This window comes from Microcoleus sp. MOSTC5, assembly GCF_036701825.1.
GTDB lineage: Bacteria > Cyanobacteriota > Cyanobacteriia > Cyanobacteriales > Microcoleaceae > Microcoleus > Microcoleus asticus.
Genome location: NZ_JAUBRK010000020.1, coordinates 67,516 through 85,487 on the forward strand (window position 1 = coordinate 67,516; position 17,972 = coordinate 85,487).

At 48.3% G+C, this 17,972-nt stretch carries 11 protein-coding genes; 9 read left to right on the forward strand and 2 right to left on the reverse strand.

The features are described from left to right. Positions 1-53 precede the first annotated feature (53 nt). Complete coding sequence (gene urtA / locus QUA54_RS13275) at positions 54-2,981, reverse strand: urea ABC transporter substrate-binding protein (protein ID WP_333415002.1); 2,928 nt, start codon at positions 2,979-2,981, stop codon at positions 54-56. 553 nt (positions 2,982-3,534) lie between these two features. Between urtA and QUA54_RS13280 the strand changes: the two genes are divergently transcribed. From QUA54_RS13280 to QUA54_RS13310, 7 genes are all read left to right on the forward strand, one after another. After that, the gene (locus tag QUA54_RS13280; RefSeq protein WP_333415003.1) at positions 3,535-3,741 is read left to right on the forward strand and encodes a hypothetical protein; all 207 of its coding nucleotides are present in this window, start codon (positions 3,535-3,537) and stop codon (positions 3,739-3,741) included. Positions 3,742-4,111: 370 nt separating this feature from the next. Beyond that, positions 4,112-4,294, forward strand: a complete 183-nt coding sequence (locus QUA54_RS13285; RefSeq protein ID WP_333196364.1) for a CsbD family protein — start codon at positions 4,112-4,114, stop codon at positions 4,292-4,294. A gap of 77 nt (positions 4,295-4,371) precedes the next feature. Next, positions 4,372-4,815 (forward strand): hypothetical protein, encoded by a 444-nt coding sequence (locus QUA54_RS13290; RefSeq protein WP_333196362.1) that lies wholly within the window; start codon positions 4,372-4,374, stop codon positions 4,813-4,815. Positions 4,816-4,931: 116 nt separating this feature from the next. Continuing rightward, complete coding sequence (locus tag QUA54_RS13295; RefSeq protein ID WP_333415004.1) at positions 4,932-5,444, forward strand: hypothetical protein; 513 nt, start codon at positions 4,932-4,934, stop codon at positions 5,442-5,444. Between the two features lie 577 nt (positions 5,445-6,021). Then, complete coding sequence (locus tag QUA54_RS13300) at positions 6,022-6,804, forward strand: DsbA family protein (RefSeq protein ID WP_333415005.1); 783 nt, start codon at positions 6,022-6,024, stop codon at positions 6,802-6,804. A gap of 310 nt (positions 6,805-7,114) precedes the next feature. After that, a complete protein-coding gene (locus tag QUA54_RS13305) occupies positions 7,115-11,794 on the forward strand; it encodes a DUF4347 domain-containing protein (RefSeq protein WP_333415006.1) in 4,680 nt (1,559 codons plus the stop codon). 618 nt (positions 11,795-12,412) lie between these two features. After that, on the forward strand, positions 12,413-14,773 hold the full coding sequence (locus tag QUA54_RS13310; RefSeq protein WP_333415007.1) for a VIT domain-containing protein: 2,361 nt from the start codon (positions 12,413-12,415) through the stop codon (positions 14,771-14,773). Positions 14,774-15,002: 229 nt separating this feature from the next. Here QUA54_RS13310 and rpe read toward each other — a convergent pair whose 3' ends face one another. Continuing rightward, entirely contained in the window at positions 15,003-15,704 is a 702-nt protein-coding gene (rpe, locus tag QUA54_RS13315) for a ribulose-phosphate 3-epimerase (protein ID WP_333415008.1), read from the reverse strand. A 243-nt stretch (positions 15,705-15,947) separates the two neighbouring features. On the opposite strand from rpe, the gene QUA54_RS13320 reads away from it, so the two are divergent. After that, the gene (locus QUA54_RS13320; RefSeq protein WP_172192965.1) at positions 15,948-16,322 is read left to right on the forward strand and encodes a hypothetical protein; all 375 of its coding nucleotides are present in this window, start codon (positions 15,948-15,950) and stop codon (positions 16,320-16,322) included. Between the two features lie 104 nt (positions 16,323-16,426). Further along, entirely contained in the window at positions 16,427-17,845 is a 1,419-nt protein-coding gene (locus QUA54_RS13325; RefSeq protein WP_333196355.1) for an LCP family protein, read from the forward strand. Positions 17,846-17,972: the final 127 nt, after the last annotated feature.

Genomic DNA, 17,972 nt, shown 5'->3' on the forward strand with positions numbered 1-17,972 from the left:
ATAACTAATAACTAATAACCACTGCCAACAGTCAACAGTCAACAGTCAACTAACTACTTCCCCACACCCTGATATTTGCTCAATAAAGCAGCAAAGCGCTTGTAATCTAAAGGCTTCTCCAAATATTCCGCCGCTCCCAATTCCAAACCCTGATTTTTGTCGTCCAAAAAAGTTATCATAATCACCGGAATATCAGCCAAATCCGGATCGCCTTTCAACGCCGACAGCACCGCCCAGCCGTCCATACTCGGCATCATCACGTCCAGAATAATCGCGTCCGGCAACAACTCCTTAGCCAACAGAAGCCCCCCTTGGCCGCTAGCCGACGATCGCACCCGAAATCCTTCTTTCGACAAGCAGCGGGTCATCAAATCCCGCGCGTCCGGATCGTCGTCAATCACTAGGACAGTAGCAGCATCGGGCAGCTCCAGCGCTGGCGATCGCACTTCTTTTTGCTTGGCTTCTGTCCCCGCAGCACTCGTCTCTAACTCTTTGGAAGACACGGCCTCCATTTCTGCGATTTCTCGATCGGGCGACGCTTCTTGCTGGCTTTTTACCACAACCGGCAACCCGATCGTAAAAGTGGAACCGCAACCAAACTCGGTCTCAAGCGTAATATCCCCGCCCATCATCTGGCAAAACTTCCGGCTAATTGTCAGCCCCAAACCGGTGCCGCCGTATCTGCGGGTAGTAGAATCGTCCGCTTGGGTGAAAGCTCCGAACAGCCTCGACACCTGATCCTCAGTCATGCCAATGCCGGTATCGCTGACTTGAAACACGATCGAAGGCTTTTGACACACAGAAGGATCTGGCGAGAGTTCTTCGGAATTGTCGATCGGCAAAACTTCCCCTTTTTCCTTCCAGACATTAATAGTAATTTTGCCTCGATCGGTAAACTTAGCAGCATTGCTCACCAAATTCAACAGCGCTTGCCGCAGCTTCGACGAATCGGAGTAGATCGTGCCAATATTGGGATCGCAATTGACGATCAAAGTGTTGCCATTTTTCCCTAGCAGGGGTTGAACAGTAGTCACAACCTGCTCGATCAAATTCAACACCTCAAAAGTCTCCAAGAAAAGAGTCATCTTTCCTGCTTCAATTTTAGAAATATCCAGAATGTCACTAATAATGCTGAGCAACTGCTTGCCTGCCATATTAATGCTTGCCAAATCCATCACAAACTCTTCTTCGCCGAGCTCCAGAGCCTCTTCTTGCAGCAGCTCGCTGTAGCCGATAATCGCATTCAATGGCGTCCGCAACTCGTGAGTCATATTTGCCAAAAATGTGCTTTTGGCCCGGTTGGCAGCTTCTGCAGCATTCTTAGCGACTTCCAATTCGCCCGATCGTTCTTCTAGCTGCTGCTGCCGCAGTTCCAAACCGTTGAGCAAATTGCTAATTTGCTGAGCCATTGTATTGAGAGTAGAAGATAGCACCCCGATCGCGTCATTAGAAACAACTGGCGATCGAGCCGTCAAATCACCGCTCGCCATCTGTTCAGCAGTTTGCCGCAGCAAGCCGAGATTCCGAATAATTGCCGACACCGACACAAAACCGACTATCCCCGCGATCGAACTCAAAACCAAAGCCCCCAGCAGCCAGTGCTGAGTGCGGCTCACCAAAGCCAGAGTTTGCTGCACCAGCACCGCCATTGCTGCCTCAGGAACCCCCGCCGCCGGAGCTGAGGCAGCCTCTATTGTCAGCAAATAGTTCTTCATCTCCACAGAACCCATCCACCCGACTCCCACCGCCATCCAAGTTATCAGTACCAAGATGACAAACAGCCCGATCAAAGAAGCCCGAGTTCCCAAAGAAATCTGCTTCGGAGCCAGTGCCGCCGCCCAAGGATAGCCCTTGAGAAAAGGATCTGGCTGCACCGGTACGCCCGAATTCCAAATCTCTTCAATTTGACCGTCCAACCTCACCTGACCAATCCGCACTGTTTTCCAGGTATGTTGCGTTTGGGCATCTATTTTTATCTTGCCCGAAGGCGCTGCAAACTCAATATGTTTAGCAGCGGCCCTGACTTTAACCACATTTGTCGAACCAGCTTTTTCTACTGCTTGCTTCCAGAGGTAAACGCCGAAATAAGCTGCTTCGATCGGGTCATCCGTGACTCGATTTTCCCCGTATCGGGCTTTATAAGCCTTGACAAATTTACGATTTTCCGGTGTATCCACCGTTTGAAAATAGTTCCAAACCACCAAATGTCCGGCAATATTGGACGGCCCGATCGCCCGCACTTCCTCTTCTGCTACGCTGACCGACATCACCGGCAAATCCTCAGGTTTCACGCCAGCTTCCCGCAACTTTTGGAAAAAAGCCACATTGCTGTCGCCGTTGAGAGTGTTGAGAATAGCATCTGGTTTCACTGCTAAGATATGTGCGATCGCCTCGCCCACTTCCCTAGAACCCAGGGGCAGATACACTTCCCCCGCCAACTCTCCCCCGAGTGCCGCCAGTTGAGCTTTCACAATCAGATTTGCCGTCCAGGGAAAGATATAATCCGAACCCAACAGAAAAATTTTCCGCTTCCCCTGTGCCAGCAAGTAATTCACCCCAGGCACAATCTGTTGGTTAGGAGCAGCACCCGTGTAGAAAATATTCGGACACTGTTCTAGCCCTTCATACTGCACCGGATAGAACAGCAATCCTTTGCCCTGCTCGAAAGCCGGCTGTACAGCTTTCCGGCTCGCCGAAGTCCAACAGCCAAATACCACCGCCACCCGCGCTTCTAGGAGCAATTGCTTAGCTTTTTGAGCAAAAGTCTGCAAATCGCTGGCTCCATCTTCTATCACCACTTCCAATGGGCGTCCGAGTACCCCTCCCGCCGCATTAATTTCCTCAACAGCCAACAGCGTTGCGTCTTTAACAGAAATTTCGCTGATGGACATCGTGCCCGTCAGCGAATGCAAAACGCCTATTTTGATCGGCTCACGAGTCGGGCCGACTGCTTCGAGGGGGTTACTGCTCCTTGCTCCCATAGGGTTTTAGATAATTTTTACTAATAACAGAAATTTTAGTTCCATCCGGCAGGAAGTTAGCCTTGACGCTAACTCTTGTTTAGCAGATTATTTAACCCGATCGCCACACAACTTGCGAATTGCTGTACCTGGTGGATTTTAACGGTCAAACTCTCAGCATAGACTTAAGTCTGCACTAACCTGTCCCCTATTTCTCTCTTCATCTTTTACGGATGTCGAAACAGCCTCATCCAACAACATTTGCCACTTAAGGCGCGCGCCGCAGAAAAATTCTCCCCATCTCCCGCCCTCCCCTCTCCCCAACTCATTCAGGGGATAGCCTTGTGAGTCATCAAGAATTTCACGCACTCACGCACTCATCCCTTTCCCATATCTTTCTTCCGGCAGATGGAAGTCTCCCTAATTTTTCTTACTGTAAAACTACCAAATACTATCTATTCCCTATCTATCTTCAGGCAGAGGGAAGGCTTCGCGATTAGCGTTATTATAAATATAAGGTTAATGTAACTAGCCTTGTTAAAAATAAATTTTACCAACAATAGGGTCAAGACAAATGAATATTGAAGAAAACGCGACCCATACTGACAGCGCCACTCAAGTAACGCTACCAAAATCCAGGGAAACATTGCTCGCAGAGGAAACAGAAAAATCCCTCGGCGATCACAAACAAAAAGATGCTCAAACTATGCACGCTGTGGAACAGTTGAAAGAAGAACTTCAGCAAAAAATAGATGAAGAATGTCCTCACAAGGTAGATTAAAACTCATAGGGATTTTTGTAGGTGTGGGTAAGATGCGGTCTTGCCCACACTCGCTTTTTGAAGGTACAAAGCAGAATTCAATAAAAACATTATAATTTTAAATTTTTTTTTAATTGTCTTGGACGCACGGGTGACGACCGACGAGTTTTTTCACAGAAATACTTCATTGCAGCCACCAGAAACGGTAAAAACAACTGGTAAATATGAAAGTGGCAGTCTGTCCAAGACGGAAAAATAACTTTTTTATCTTCCCTCTTCATTTTTTCTTCATTCTTTCTTCCTAGAGGTAGAGTGCAACGCAGCTCCTAGTTACCTATGATGAGTTTATTAAGTAAAAAACGTCTGATTAGATACAGACAGGGAGAAACCAATGAGCGTTGAAGATAGAGCAAAGGCAACTGGCAAAAACATCGAAGGCGCTGCTCAAGAAGCCTTAGGCAATGTTACTGGAGATCCGAAGGATAAAGCAGAAGGCAAAGCCAAGCAGGCAGAAGCTCAAGCTGGTCACGCGGTCGAAGATGTAAAAGATGAGCTCAAGAAGAAACTAGACTAAGCCTAATACTAATTGAAAGGGTCGAGCAACCTGACCCTTTCAATTATTCACAATCTTTTCGGAATGGAGGAAAAAAGGTGAGTTTATTGCAGCAGAGTCGCAAAATAATTGCGGGCCTACTCTTGGTATTAATGCTGGCTGTTACTACTGCCTGCGCGCCCAGCGTTTCAGCCCAAAAACCGACTAATGTACCTGTAGCAATTGGCGGCAGCCAGGGTAACTACGCGCAGCTAGAACGCGGCAATACCGCTTCCGGTCAAGATTTTGGTCAATGGGTAACAAAGACGGCTAAGGGTCTGGTTCAGGATGCTTACGTGCGCGACAATAACAAATTGGGAGTGGTAATTACCTCCCAAGTCCGCCCTACTGAAGTGAAAGATTTGGCCAAATCTTTAGCACAAGGTTTTCACCGCAATTTCCCAAATCAGGATGTAAGTGTTTTGGTTTACGCTCCTGACAAAAAACTGATTTTGACGGCTAAGTACGACCAGCAATCAAATCAAATTGAATACAAGTCTTGACCTGGTTAGAAAGCTTAAATAAAAGCCGCGCGACGGTTTAATATTCCGCAGTTTTTTGAATGCGAAACAATCTCAAATAAAGACAAAAGTGTTGTCTAGAGAGGAAAAGATTTACCATGAGTAGCAGCGATAATTACAAGAGTCAAATCATGAAAGATTTGGCTCAGGGAAATCGAGAAACGATGCCGGAGACAACCGGTGAAGAGTACGAAAATTTTGACGATTTTGCTCAGAGAACTTCGCCCGATCAGCGCAAACAATTATTCGGGCGTTCTCTGAATCACGACTCCCTCCCGCCGGCTCAGTTGGAACCGGAATTGCAAAAGGCGATCGCCCAAATTAAGCCAAACGAACTCGACGACGTGGCGCGGGAATTCTTCAAGCATTTGGGCAAGAGAGGATTGGACGATCGCCAATTAGAAAAGCAGCTAGGACTTTCTACTCACCACGCCAGCCGCATGAATGCTGACGATGTTACCAAGCTTGCCTCGTTTACCTATCACAATCACCCGGATATTTTCCGAGAAGTGCTGGCAGAACAGCCAAGTTTGATGAAGTTTTTGGGAAATCCAATTGTGGCGGGTATTTTGGGAATAGTTGCGGCTAAATGGCTCAACAACCGCAAATAGTCTCGGATTCACACAAGTTTCAAAGGTGATACTACGTGCAGCAAATAAAAGGACGATCGCCCGGGCGATCGTCCTTTTATTTTTTATATCTAGTCCTGTAAAATAACCGCGATCGCATTTCTAGTGAGGACTTGAGTCCTCATAAGATTCTGTTGACTGTTGACTGTTGACTGTTGACTGTTGACAAGCGAAAATTTTTACGAAAAATTTTACAGCTAATTTCCAGCTCCCAGATTCATCTGTGGAGTCAATTTTTAAATCTAAAATCTAAAATCTAAAATCTAAAATCGACTGGCTGTTGGAGGACTCAAGTCCTCATTACAAACCTTTTTGATTGCGGTGGTTCCAGGGGAAATAATATTATAATAAATCCCGAAGATTTAAATCTTAATTATTGGGTTTTTAGCTGTTCGGGTGATTAACATCCATTGCCAATTACCGACTACGAATTACCGATTGCCAATGACTAATTATTGGTCACAGCTAAAAATAGCTGCACAGCAGTCAACAGCGGTACACCTGACACTCCGCAAAATTAAATGTAGGATTAAGTGTTGCCGTGAATGAGAAATAAAAGATGAACCTATCCACTATTTGGCGAAAACTCCGCAGCCAGCAAGCCTTCTGCTTTGCTGCACTCCTCGCAGGTTGCCTGGTATTTATCGGTTGTTCCCCCGCGCAGTCAGCGGCTGGAAATTCAGTCGATCCCAAGTTGAAAGAGCAAGTCTTGCAGATTATCCGCGAAAACCCGCAAGTAATTTTAGATTCGGTACAAGCGTACCAGCAACAGCAGCAGCAGTCTCTCAAAGCAGCGCAGGAATCATTTTTGCAGGAGATGAAAACTAATCCCAAATCTGCGATCGGGGATGCTCCTAGCACGGGATCAGCTTCGCAGCAGATTGTACTTTTAGAATTCTCTGACTTTCAATGTCCGTTTTGCGCGCGCGCTCACGATACTGTCAAGCAGTTTATGGCAAAACACCAGGACAAAGTTACTTTAGCTTACAAGCATTTTCCCTTGACTTCAATTCACCCTCAAGCGCTGCCAGCAGCTAAAGCAGCTTGGGCAGCCCAACAGCAGGGCAAATTCTGGGAATACTACAGCGCTTTGTTTGAAGGGCAGAAAGAGTTAGGCGAGCCATTGTACGCATCGATCGCCCAAAAGCTCAATCTAAAATTAGATAAATTCAACACCGATCGCAACAGCCCCGCTGCCGAAGCCGCCATTGCCAAAGACGTGCAACTCGCTCAACAACTGGGCATTCAAGGGACTCCCTTCTTTATTATGAACGGTCAAACTTTCTCGGGGGCGGTCGAGCTTTCTGAGATGGAAACCATTCTCGCTAGTATCTCCAAATAAGTAAGCCCACCTGAATAAACAGAACAGATCCCCGACTTCTTTAAGAAATCGGGGATCGAATGCGCGATCGAGTCGATCGCTATATTTACTGACTAATTTTTACGCTTGGGAACAAATTTGCTCTAGGTGTTGTCTTAGTAAGACTCTAAGCTGCTTATGACTTAAGCATTATATCTTGCCTTTTACCAGCTTTCCCAAACCTAGCTAGTGGATTCAAATAATTATTAGTCAATACTAATTTGAATTCTTTTGGCAAGAGGATCGCCGCTTTTAAGCTCCATTTCCCTTGCATCTACGAGGAAAATTTATCATGGAAAAAATTACGCAAATAGTTGTCATTGACCCAACGGTTGAAGATTATCAAAGCCTTGCACCAAGCGCCGAACCAAGGAAAGAGATATTTATACTCGATCGGGCGGGGGATGGAGTCGAGCAAATTACAGAGTTATTAGCTAGCTACAGCGATCTGGACGCTGTTCACATTGTTTCTCACGGCGGGCCAGGAAATTTGCAACTGGGGTCAATTCAGCTAAATTCTGACAACCTAGACGAATACGGCGATCGACTTCAGCAGTGGAAAAAGGCCTTAGCCCCTAACGCCGATATCCTCCTGTACGGTTGCAACGTGGCGGCAGAAATCGCCCCACCTATAGCGGGGCGATCGTTTTTGCAACGCCTCAATCAACTCACAGGTGCAGACATCGCCGCTTCCAAAAACCTGACAGGAAGTGCTGCATTAGGCGGTGACTGGGATTTAGAAGTAACAATTGGTTCGATTGAGACACCTTTGGCATTCACCCAAGAGGCGATCGCAGCTTACGATCGCGTTTTAGTTTTTTTTGGAGTCACCAGCACCAACGACTCCGGCTCAGGCTCGCTGCGAGATGCGATTAACCAAGCCAATGCTACCGCAGGCGTAGATACTATTGACCTGACTGGCATTACTGGCACAATTACCCTCGCTACAACGCTGCCAACTATTAATGAAAGCGTCAGTCTGAACGGCCCTGTTGCAGCTAACTTGACAGTTAGTGGCAACAGCTTAGTGCAGATACTTAACACTAATACCGGCCCTGTTAGCATCTCTAACCTCACTTTTGCTAACGGCACTGGGGGCATTCTTAACGGCTTCGGTGTCACCCTGAACCTCACCAACGTTACCTTTTCAGGCAACACCGCTGGAGGAGGCGGTGCCCTGTTCAATAACGGCGGTACTGTAACAATCACGAGTTCCACTTTTACTGCCAATACAGTCAACGGTTTCGGCGGCGGCGCGATCAGGCAGGGTGGCGGTATTGTAAACATTGTTGGCAGCACTTTCACCGAAAACACAGCGACGGCAGCTAGCCAAGGCGGAGGTGCCATCCTGATCGATAGCGGTACAGTAAACATTACTGGCAGCACGTTTAGTGGCAATAGTTCCCAAAATACCGACGGTGGCGGCGCGATTTACCACCGAGGCGGAGGCGAACTGTTAAGCATTGCTGACAGCACTTTCACTAACAACATTTCGGCGGCTGATGGCGGTGCGATCAGAAACGATGCCCAGCCATTAAGTGTCACCAGCAGCACGTTCAATGGCAACCAGGCCGCACAAAACGGCGGTGGCATTGTCAACAGCGGCGCGGCAACCATTACCAACAGTACGTTTTCTGCGAACACGGCAACTAACTTTGGCGCGATCAGAAATGGCGGTACGCTGGATCTGAGAAGTAGCACTCTTACTCTCAATAGTGCCACAAACCAAGGCGGGGGCATCTTCAATACCTTGACAGCAAACGTCCGCAACACCATCATTGCTGGGAATACGGCTCCGTTAAACCCCGATGTAGACGGCACATTTACAAGTGAGGGCAATAACTTAATTGGCAACGGTGCTGGTGCTGGCTTCACAAACGGTCTTAATGGCGATCTAGTAGGCACTGCTGGCACTCCCATCAATCCGAATCTAGCACCACTGGCAAATAACGGCGGCCTGACGCAGACGCACGCACTGAATGCAGGTAGCCCCGCGATCGAGGCGGGTAACAGCGCGATCGCACCTGCTACGGATCAGCGTGGCTTAACTCGGCCTTCTGGCATTGCTGTTGACATCGGCGCTGTTGAAGTACAGCAGATTGTCAGCATTGCAGCCCCAACCAATACAGCTATTGAAGGTGGAAGCGCAGGTACTTTTCGCATTAGCCGCACTGGTAGCACATTAGGCAACCTGACAGTTAATCTCGCTATTGATAACAGCAGTACCGCTGTCCCCGCTGATTACAGCCTTGCGGGTGGCAGCGTAGCGGTTGCGGCTTCTAACGTGACGGTGACGATTCCCAACGGACAAGCTTTTGTTGATGTCACCCTCACTGCTGTTGACGATACCATTCCTGAACTGGCAGAACCGCTGCGCCTGAATTTGGCTGCTGGCAATAATTACACGATTGATGCTGTCAACACTAACGCTACCGTTACTATTCCTGCGAATGACTCGATTGCTTATGCGATCGCACTCACAACTCCAGCCACAGGTTCCTTAATTGAAGGCAACTCCGGCACTCAACCCGTCACTTTCACCGTCACTCGCAGCGGCGGCACGGGGGTAGCGAGTACAGTAAATTATGCGATCGCTGGTACCGCGATCAACGGCCCAGACTACAATAATATCAATGCTGCCGGGGCTACTAGCGCCACAGGGACGATCGCCTTTGCCGCCAACGAAATAACTAAAACTATTGCTGTGGATGTCTTGGGCGAAACTGCAGTTGAACCTGACGAGACAATTACCGTCACTCTCAGCAACCCAAATCCGATCGCAGCGCCGGAAAGTTCGACTGTCACCACCAGCACCGCCACTGCTACGATCGCCAATGATGATATTCCTAGTATCTCGATCGATAATGTAGTTGTTACCGAGGGCAATACGGGTACTGCTAGCGCCACCTTTACCGCCTCTCTCTCAGCAGCTTATAGCTTGCCCGTCACCGTCAATTACGCCACGTCAGACGGTACTGCTAACACTGCTGATAGCGATTACACGGCGGCAACAGGCAGCGTCACCTTCAATGCCGGGGAAACGACAAAAACTATTACTGTTGCTGTCAACGGCGATTCTAAGTTTGAAACTGACGAAACATTTAACGTCAAACTCAGCACCGCTGTCAATGCGACTATTACTAAAGCGACGGGCATAGGCACGATCGCAAATGACGACTTGGAGTCACCAACTCCGACACCGACGCCAACTCCGACACCGACGCCGACTCCACCGACGCCGACGCCGACGCCAACTCCGACTCCCACGGAAACTCCGACTCCGACTCCGACTCCAACTCCAACGGAAACTCCAACGGAAACTCCGACTCCGACTCCGACTCCGACTCCAACTCCAACGGAAACTCCGACTCCGACTCCGACTCCAACTCCAACGCCAACGGAAACTCCGACTCCGACTCCGACTCCTACGGAAACTCCGACTCCGACTCCAACTCCCACGGAAACTCCGACTCCGACTCCGACTCCGACTCCGACTCCGACTCCCACGGAAACTCCGACTCCGACTCCGACTCCGACTCCCACGGAAACTCCGACTCCGACTCCGACTCCGACTCCAACTCCAACAGAAACTCCGACTCCAACTCCAACGGAAACTCCGACTCCGACTCCACCGACGCCGACGCCGACGCCAACTCCGACTCCGACTCCAACTCCAACGGAAACTCCGACTCCGACTCCGACTCCAACGGAAACGCCAACTCCAACTCCAACGGAAACTCCGACTCCGACTCCAACGGAAACGCCAACTCCAACTCCAACGGAAACTCCGACTCCGACTCCGACTCCAACGGAAACTCCCACACCAACGCCACAAACTCAAGACGAAGATTGCATTTGCAAGCAGATAACCTTTCCCAGCCCGACTGCTATTCGCGGCCCCAACCAAACAAATAGCACCACCAACGGTACAGAAAGCGACGACTTTCTGGAGGGTTCGATTACCAATGACAATATCAACGGCTTAAATGGTAACGACTTGGAGGTTGGCTTCACTGGCAATGACAATATTTACGGCGGATCTTACCTCAGCATTGATCTAGGAAATATAACCATTCTTCCCTCTGCCAAAGATAGCGACGTGCTGTTTGGCAATGAGGGCGATGATTACCTCAACGGGGGTGCTAAAGATGATTTAATTTTTGGGGGGAAGAACGAAGATGTTGCTTACGGTGGCAAAGATGACGACATAATTTTTGGAGACAAACAGAGCGATACTTTAATTGGCGATGAGGGTAACGACACATTATACGGTGGTACTCTTAACCCTTTAGACATCGATTCTACAGGTCGCGATTTGCTATTTGGCCTCAGTGGCGATGATTACCTCAACGGGCAAGAAGCCGAAGATTCCCTTTCAGGCGGTAATGGAAACGATACAGTGCGTGGCGGCAAGGGTGATGATTTGGCATTAGGAGACTTGGGCAACGACGTGCTGTTTGGGGATGAGGGCAGCGATACTCTCTGTGGTGGCGACGGAGAAGATACTATGTACGGGGATATTGGCAGCCCTCTGGCGATCGGCTCCGCTGGCGATCAAGACCAGATGTGTGGTGATTTGGGCAACGATTTGTTGTTTGGCAATGAAGGTCAGGATACCGTTAACGGTGATGCTGGAAACGATACTCTTTATGGCGGCAAGGACGAAGACAGTTTACTGGGTAGTGCTGGGGACGATTGGTTATTTGGAGATGAGGGGAATGATACTTTGATTGGAGGTACTGGGGACGATCGATTTATCTTAGGTATCGACAGCGGCCGCGAGACTATTTTAGACTTTCAAGATGGTCGCGATGCGATCGGCTTGACAGGCAGTTTAAGTTTCTCGCAACTGAGCATTACTGTAGAAAATAATTCTACTTTGCTCCGAGTTACCAGTTCCGGTCAACTGTTAGCAACTCTCAGCAATGTGTCAACAGGGCTGATTAATGTTGCAGATTTTGTAGCGGTCTAAATCGATACCCCTGGGGACACGGCATTGCCGTGTCCTTTTGGTCGATCGTATACAAAAAATCGGCTCTCCCGGATCTGTGGTGATAACTCGATCTAAGAACTGGTAATAGGTAATGGGTAATGGGTTAGTCATTTGGAGCAAGTTACCTATTACCTATTACCCATTACCCTGTAACACAGGATACATTTTCCCCAGCTCACTATGAGATCCAAAAAGGGGACTTTGACCCTCTTGCTCCCCTCTTTTTAATGGGTACTGGGAGGTTCTAAGACGCAAGAAAACACGCTCTAGAGAACCAAAAAACCTGGTTTATGCGTCAATATTTCTCGGAAAAAGCGACAATTTTTCCCAAAAACCGATTTTTTTGCATAATTCCTGTTCTCTAAGCCGATTATTTAATAGGACAGATCGATACCTACTGGAATCCGTTGTTTTTCTCGATCGATCGTTCCCGCTTCCCTTTCTAATCTTTATCCAAAGCAAACAAAACAAAATAAAACAAAATAAAATAAAATAAAATCAAGCGCTGAAACCCAAACGAAATCGCTAGAATGAAGGCAGTCGAGACGATGCGTGTTGCAGTTCCTTTTGATGTATCATTTATGGAGGACTACTTTTATGCCATCCTTGAAATCTCCAACCGAGCGAACCAGTGGATTATACGTGCGTTCCCCAGAGGGAGAACTACTTATTTTTCCCCTGAAACATACAGAAGTCCGAGCAAAAATTGCCGGAAATTTATCGCGAGTTGAAGTCTCGCAGCAATTTGAAAATCCTTTCACAAAGCCATTAGAAGCAGTCTATATTTTCCCGCTACCTGCGGAAGCAGCGGTAGATGAGATGGAAATTAAAATTGGCGATCGCACCATTAAAGGCAGCATCAAAAAACGCGAAGAAGCCCAACAAATTTACGAAAAAGCCAAACAAGAAGGGCGGACTGCGGGTTTGCTGGAACAGGAGCGAGATAATATTTTCACCCAGTCCCTCGCCAACATCAAACCGGGTGAATCAATCGATGTCACGATTCGCTACACTGACAGTTTGAAATTTTTAGCTGGCGATTACGAATTCATTTTTCCGATGGTTGTCGGGCCGCGATATATTCCCGGTACGCCGCTGGATGAAACGGCTGCTAGCGGTAGCGCCCCTGCCCCAATGACAGTCAATTCCGATACCGATATTGTCCCCGATGCGTCGCGCCTCAATGCCCCGATTTTGCCACCGGGAATGCGATCGGGACACGATATCGGCGTGACGCTAGAAATTGAGGCGGGCGTACCGATTCGTAATGTCAATTCCCCATCCCACCAACTGGAAATAGAATATTTCGACTCCCCCCAAACTGCTTTAGCAAACGAGCCGAAAAATGGGCTAATGGTGCGCGTTAAATTGGGGAATCAAGATACAATTTCCAACAAAGATTTGATTGTTCGCTATCAAATTGCGGGTCGAGAAACTCAATCTACGGTATTAACTCAAGCGGACGATCGCGGCGGGCATTTTGCAGTTTACTTGATTCCGGCGATCGAGTACAAAACCGATGAAATCGTGCCGAAAGATGTCGTTTTTTTAGTCGATACTTCCGGTTCGCAATCCGGTGCGCCTTTGCAGCAATGTCAGGCATTGTTGCGGCAATTTATTAACGGGCTGAATCCAGCGGATACTTTCTCGATTTTGGATTTTTCCGACAAAGTGCGACAACTGTCAAAACAACCGCTACCGAATACAGCAGAAAATCGACAACAGGCGATCGAATATATCAACAAACTCAGCGCTTCAGGCGCTACGGAAATGTTGGGCGGGATTCGGGCGGCGATCGATTTTCCCGCACCATCCGGGCGCTTGCGAACTGTGGTATTCCTCAGCGACGGTTACATCGGCAACGAAAACCAAGTTCTCGCCGAAGTGCAGCAACATCTCAAATCGGGGAATCGCCTGTACAGTTTCGGTGCGGGGAGTTCCGTCAATCGCTTTTTGCTCGATCGCATTGCGGAAATCGGGCGGGGAATCTCCCGGATTATCCGGCATGACGAACCAGTTAAGGAATTTGTCGAAAAGTTTTTCCGGCAAATCAACAATCCGGTGTTGGTAAATCTGGAAATTACTTGGCAGGGAGAGGGCGAAAATCCGGTAATTTATCCGTCAGTTGCGCCGGATTTATTTGCTGAACAACCGCTGGTTCTGTTTGGGAAAAAGGGCGATCGCCAAGCTGGAATATTGCAGATTAAAGGGGTTAGCGCAGGCGGACACCAGTACGTCCAAACCTACCAACTCGACTTTACCGATCCTGGAAATCCGGCAGTTGCCCAGCTTTGGGGGCGGCACCGCATCAAAGATTTGATGAATCAGATGGTGCAGTACGAAACCAAGGTGGGGGTGGAAACAGTGACAGAAACGGCGCTAACGTATCAGCTTCTGTCGCAGTACACGGCTTTTGTGGCTGTCAGCGATGATGTGCGCGTCGAACCGGGTACGGAATCCATCTCGATGAACGTTCCTGTAGAAATGCCGGAAGCGGTGGAATATCTGGGCGTATTGGGCGGCACAGGCTATGTAGAAGATAATGGCTGCACAGACTGGATGGAACAAAAACAAGAACGCGGCATCACATTTAATCGCTCACAGAAGCGGGTGTATCCATTGCCCGCACTAGCCAGCGCCCCCAGCGCAAAGTCAAAGCGGCACAGGCGGAGTACATCACCTGTAGAAGTCGTTAGCGCTACGGGGTTGGATGAAGTGGCGATCGATAGTTTAAACGAACACTTGGCAACTCTGACTGTGCCGCCCGGTACAAATGGCGAATTGGTGTTAGAAATTGTCTTCACTAAAGTGCGCGCCAGCCGCATAGTTGTGGATGCTGATGCTTCGACTTTGGCGGATGTGGAGTTGCTGAAAACTATCAAAAAATGCCTCTTTAGCTGGCGCATTCCTCACTTTATTGGGGATACAGTGCGCCTGACATTGCGGGTGCGATCGTAAAACGGCTTGAGTTAACAATCCGGGCAATACTTTTGCTCGATCGCCCACAAAAAAATGGAAGAATTTGCTCTTCCATTTTTTAATAATGACTATTCGTCCTCACTGCAAACCACTTTTTTTATTAGAATTCTCCCATAATTATCGTGGAACAGGCCCTCGTTGCCTGTTCAAAATCTGCTTTGAGAGGAGAAGTCTATTGGTAACTTGACGGACACGATCGCATTTTCAACTAAACAGCAGCTAACTCAGGAGTCGGGCGCTTGCTGTGGCGGATACCCTCGATCGCCGCTGCGTAATCATTCGCCTTAAACACAGCAGAACCAGCGACGATCGCATTTGCGCCCGCTTCCAGAACCTGCCAAGTATTGTTCCCCTTCAAACCGCCATCCACCTCAATCCAAGGATCGAGGCCCTTGTCGTCGCACATTTTACGCAACTGGCGAATTTTTGGCAAAACAGCCGGGATAAAACTTTGACCGCCAAAGCCGGGATTGACGCTCATAATCAGCACCAAATCGCAAAGTTCCAGCACGTACTCGATAAACTCCAAAGGCGTTGAAGGATTCAGAACCACACCAGCCATTTTGCCCAATTCCCGAATTTGGCCGAGGGTGCGGTGCAAGTGAGGCGAAGCATTGTGTTCCGCGTGAACGGAAATAATGTCAGCACCAGCCTTAGCGAAGTCCTCGACGTACTTCTCCGGCTCCACAATCATCAAGTGGACATCGATCACCTTGGTAGTAACGGGGCGAATTGCCTCAACAATCAGCGGCCCGATAGTAATATTAGGAACAAAGCGACCGTCCATCACATCTACGTGAATCCAGTCAGCCCCTGCTCGATCGACAGCCTGAATCTCTTCTCCGAGACGGCTAAAATCGGCTGATAATATGGATGGAGCAATAACGATTGATTTTTGGGATTGGGTCATGGCTAAGTCTGTTCTCCTGTCTGCTGTGCTGTATCCAGTTTATCAAAATACGGGTCTCCGGGTCGAAAAGTTGCCAACGATCGGTCGCGGGTTCGGGAGTGCCGAAAAATTTTGCCTTTGACAGACAAGTTTGGCGATCGCACCAGCCCTGCTCTGGGAATTTTGGTTTAGGATATTAATTTTCCCTCTAACAAATAACTCTTGTGCAAAATCTGACCTTCTGCAAATTTTGAGTAGCAAATGATGAAAAATACAGATCCCTTAGAAAATCCTGAACTCGATCGTGCAAGTCTGTTTGTATTAATGATCCCAGTCATCGGCTTTTTCCCCGCCCTGTGGACTCTTTACCGCCGTCAGGGCAGCCCCGAACGCAAAGCCATCAGCCGCTTGGCAATTGCCCTTGCTTTTAGTTGGCTATTAGGACATATTCTTTTAGAAGCTGGAGCGATTTCTGCGGAATCTCCGACACTTCCCATGTTATTAATGAGTAGCCTGCTGACAACCAGCTATTTCATCGTTGCTCTGGGACTGATGGTTCGCCTCTGGAAGCGTCAACCGCTATGGTTGCCCGGAATTAGCCGCGTAGCGGAGCAAGTGGTGGGCAAACATTTATCATAATTTAGGGTTCTTTTAAGCCCCTACCGTATTGATTGATTGCGTCTTCAGCTTGATACTACATATTGCCATTATCTTTTTTATTTTTGTTGTGTGTGAGGAAGCCAGTGCCAGCTCAAAAAATTCCTAATCAAGACCCTATCCAACAATCAACTGCTCAACCTGCAACCAAAAAATCTTCCCAGCAGCCCCATCGAGGCCGTTGGCTGGGTTTTGGTTTTGGTTTGGCGGGAGTAGCCATGCTCTCAGCCACAGCCGGAGCGTTGCTAGCCGTCTCCCTTTCCACAACGCCGCTTCAGCAACAAAAGTTGAGCCCTGAAGAAGCGGCGGTGTTTTCTCAAGGCGACATGGCAAAGCTCAACATGAAGATGCCGGAGCTGACTCGCCCAGTTAATATTTTAGTTTTAGGACTTAAAGTTCTGAGTTCAGACATCGACGGCCATGCCGATAGGGAGCAGGGATACGAGGTCTGGCAAAACTCTTTCAAGGGGTTAACCGATACTATGCTGTTGGTTAGGTTTGACCCTCAAAATAAAAAGTTAAGCGTGCTTTCCATTCCGCGAGACACTCGCACCTATGTTGAAGGTAGAGGGGAGGTGAAAATAAACGAAGCTAATTACTACGGAGGCCCAGCTTCGTCAGCGAAGGCAGTCAGCGGACTCTTGGGCGGCGTGGGAATTGACCGTTATGTCACGGTCAATATTCAAGGCATCAAAAGTTTGGTAGATGCACTTGGTGGCATTACTATTAATGTCCCTAAGGACATGAAGTATACCGATGAAAGCCAGCATTTATATATAAATTTAAAGGCTGGCAAGCAGAAACTCAACGGCGAACAAATCGTGCAATATTTGCTTTACCGGCACGACGATTTGGGCGATATCGGGCGGGTGCAGCGCCAGCAATTGTTGATGCGGGCTTTTGTAGAACAGGAAGTCAATGTAGGTTTGCTGTCTCGGCTACCGAAGATTTTGTCGGTGATTCAGTCTCACCTTGACACGAATTTGAGTATAGAAGAATTGGTGGCTTTGGCTGGTTTTGCTACTCAAACCGATCGCGCTGGCGTGCAGATGTTGATGGTTCCCGGCAAATTTAGCGATGCTAAGGACTACAAGGCGAGTTTTTGGTTGCCCGATCAAAGTGGCATCGAAACTCTGGTGTCAGAACATTTTGACTTCGGTCAGAATAGTTGGACAATTGAGAATGCTGATGCAACTTTTCTGAAAGTGGCGATTCAAGATAGTACCGGAGATGAATCTGCTGTTGAAGATTTTGTCAATACTCTGACTCAAGCAGGTTATCGGAATGTTCAGGTTTATAAAGCTTGGCCCGAACCGTTGGAGGTAACTACTGTAGTAGCTCAACAGGGCGATATTAAAGGTGCTCAAGCGATTCGCCAGTTTTTGGGTTTTGGAGACGTGCTGGTTGAGAGTACCGGTTCTTTGCAGTCGGACGTGACAATCAGATTGGGTCAGGATTGGTTGCAGAAAAAGGCTCAGTCCGGCGGTGCGGCTAAGTCTTTTTAAACTGGGTTTTAACCGCGGTATTTGTAGGGACACAGCATTGCTGTGTCCTCTTCTTTTCTGTTGGTAGAGATGAAGGCGATCGCTTTTTTGCCGATTTACTAACTAATAAAGCCCTGGAGGCACTAAT

What these genes read in the sequence shown, in the direction of transcription:
- urtA (WP_333415002.1), bottom strand. Translation starts at nt 2,981, where the DNA reads ATGGGAGCAAGGAGCAGTAACCCCCTCGAAGCAGTCGGCCCGACTCGT.
- QUA54_RS13280 (WP_333415003.1), top strand. Translation starts at nt 3,535, where the DNA reads ATGAATATTGAAGAAAACGCGACCCATACTGACAGCGCCACTCAAGTA.
- QUA54_RS13285 (WP_333196364.1), top strand. Translation starts at nt 4,112, where the DNA reads ATGAGCGTTGAAGATAGAGCAAAGGCAACTGGCAAAAACATCGAAGGC.
- QUA54_RS13295 (WP_333415004.1), top strand. Translation starts at nt 4,932, where the DNA reads ATGAGTAGCAGCGATAATTACAAGAGTCAAATCATGAAAGATTTGGCT.
- QUA54_RS13300 (WP_333415005.1), top strand. Translation starts at nt 6,022, where the DNA reads ATGAACCTATCCACTATTTGGCGAAAACTCCGCAGCCAGCAAGCCTTC.
- QUA54_RS13305 (WP_333415006.1), top strand. Translation starts at nt 7,115, where the DNA reads ATGGAAAAAATTACGCAAATAGTTGTCATTGACCCAACGGTTGAAGAT.
- QUA54_RS13310 (WP_333415007.1), top strand. Translation starts at nt 12,413, where the DNA reads ATGCCATCCTTGAAATCTCCAACCGAGCGAACCAGTGGATTATACGTG.
- rpe (WP_333415008.1), bottom strand. Translation starts at nt 15,704, where the DNA reads ATGACCCAATCCCAAAAATCAATCGTTATTGCTCCATCCATATTATCA.
- QUA54_RS13320 (WP_172192965.1), top strand. Translation starts at nt 15,948, where the DNA reads ATGAAAAATACAGATCCCTTAGAAAATCCTGAACTCGATCGTGCAAGT.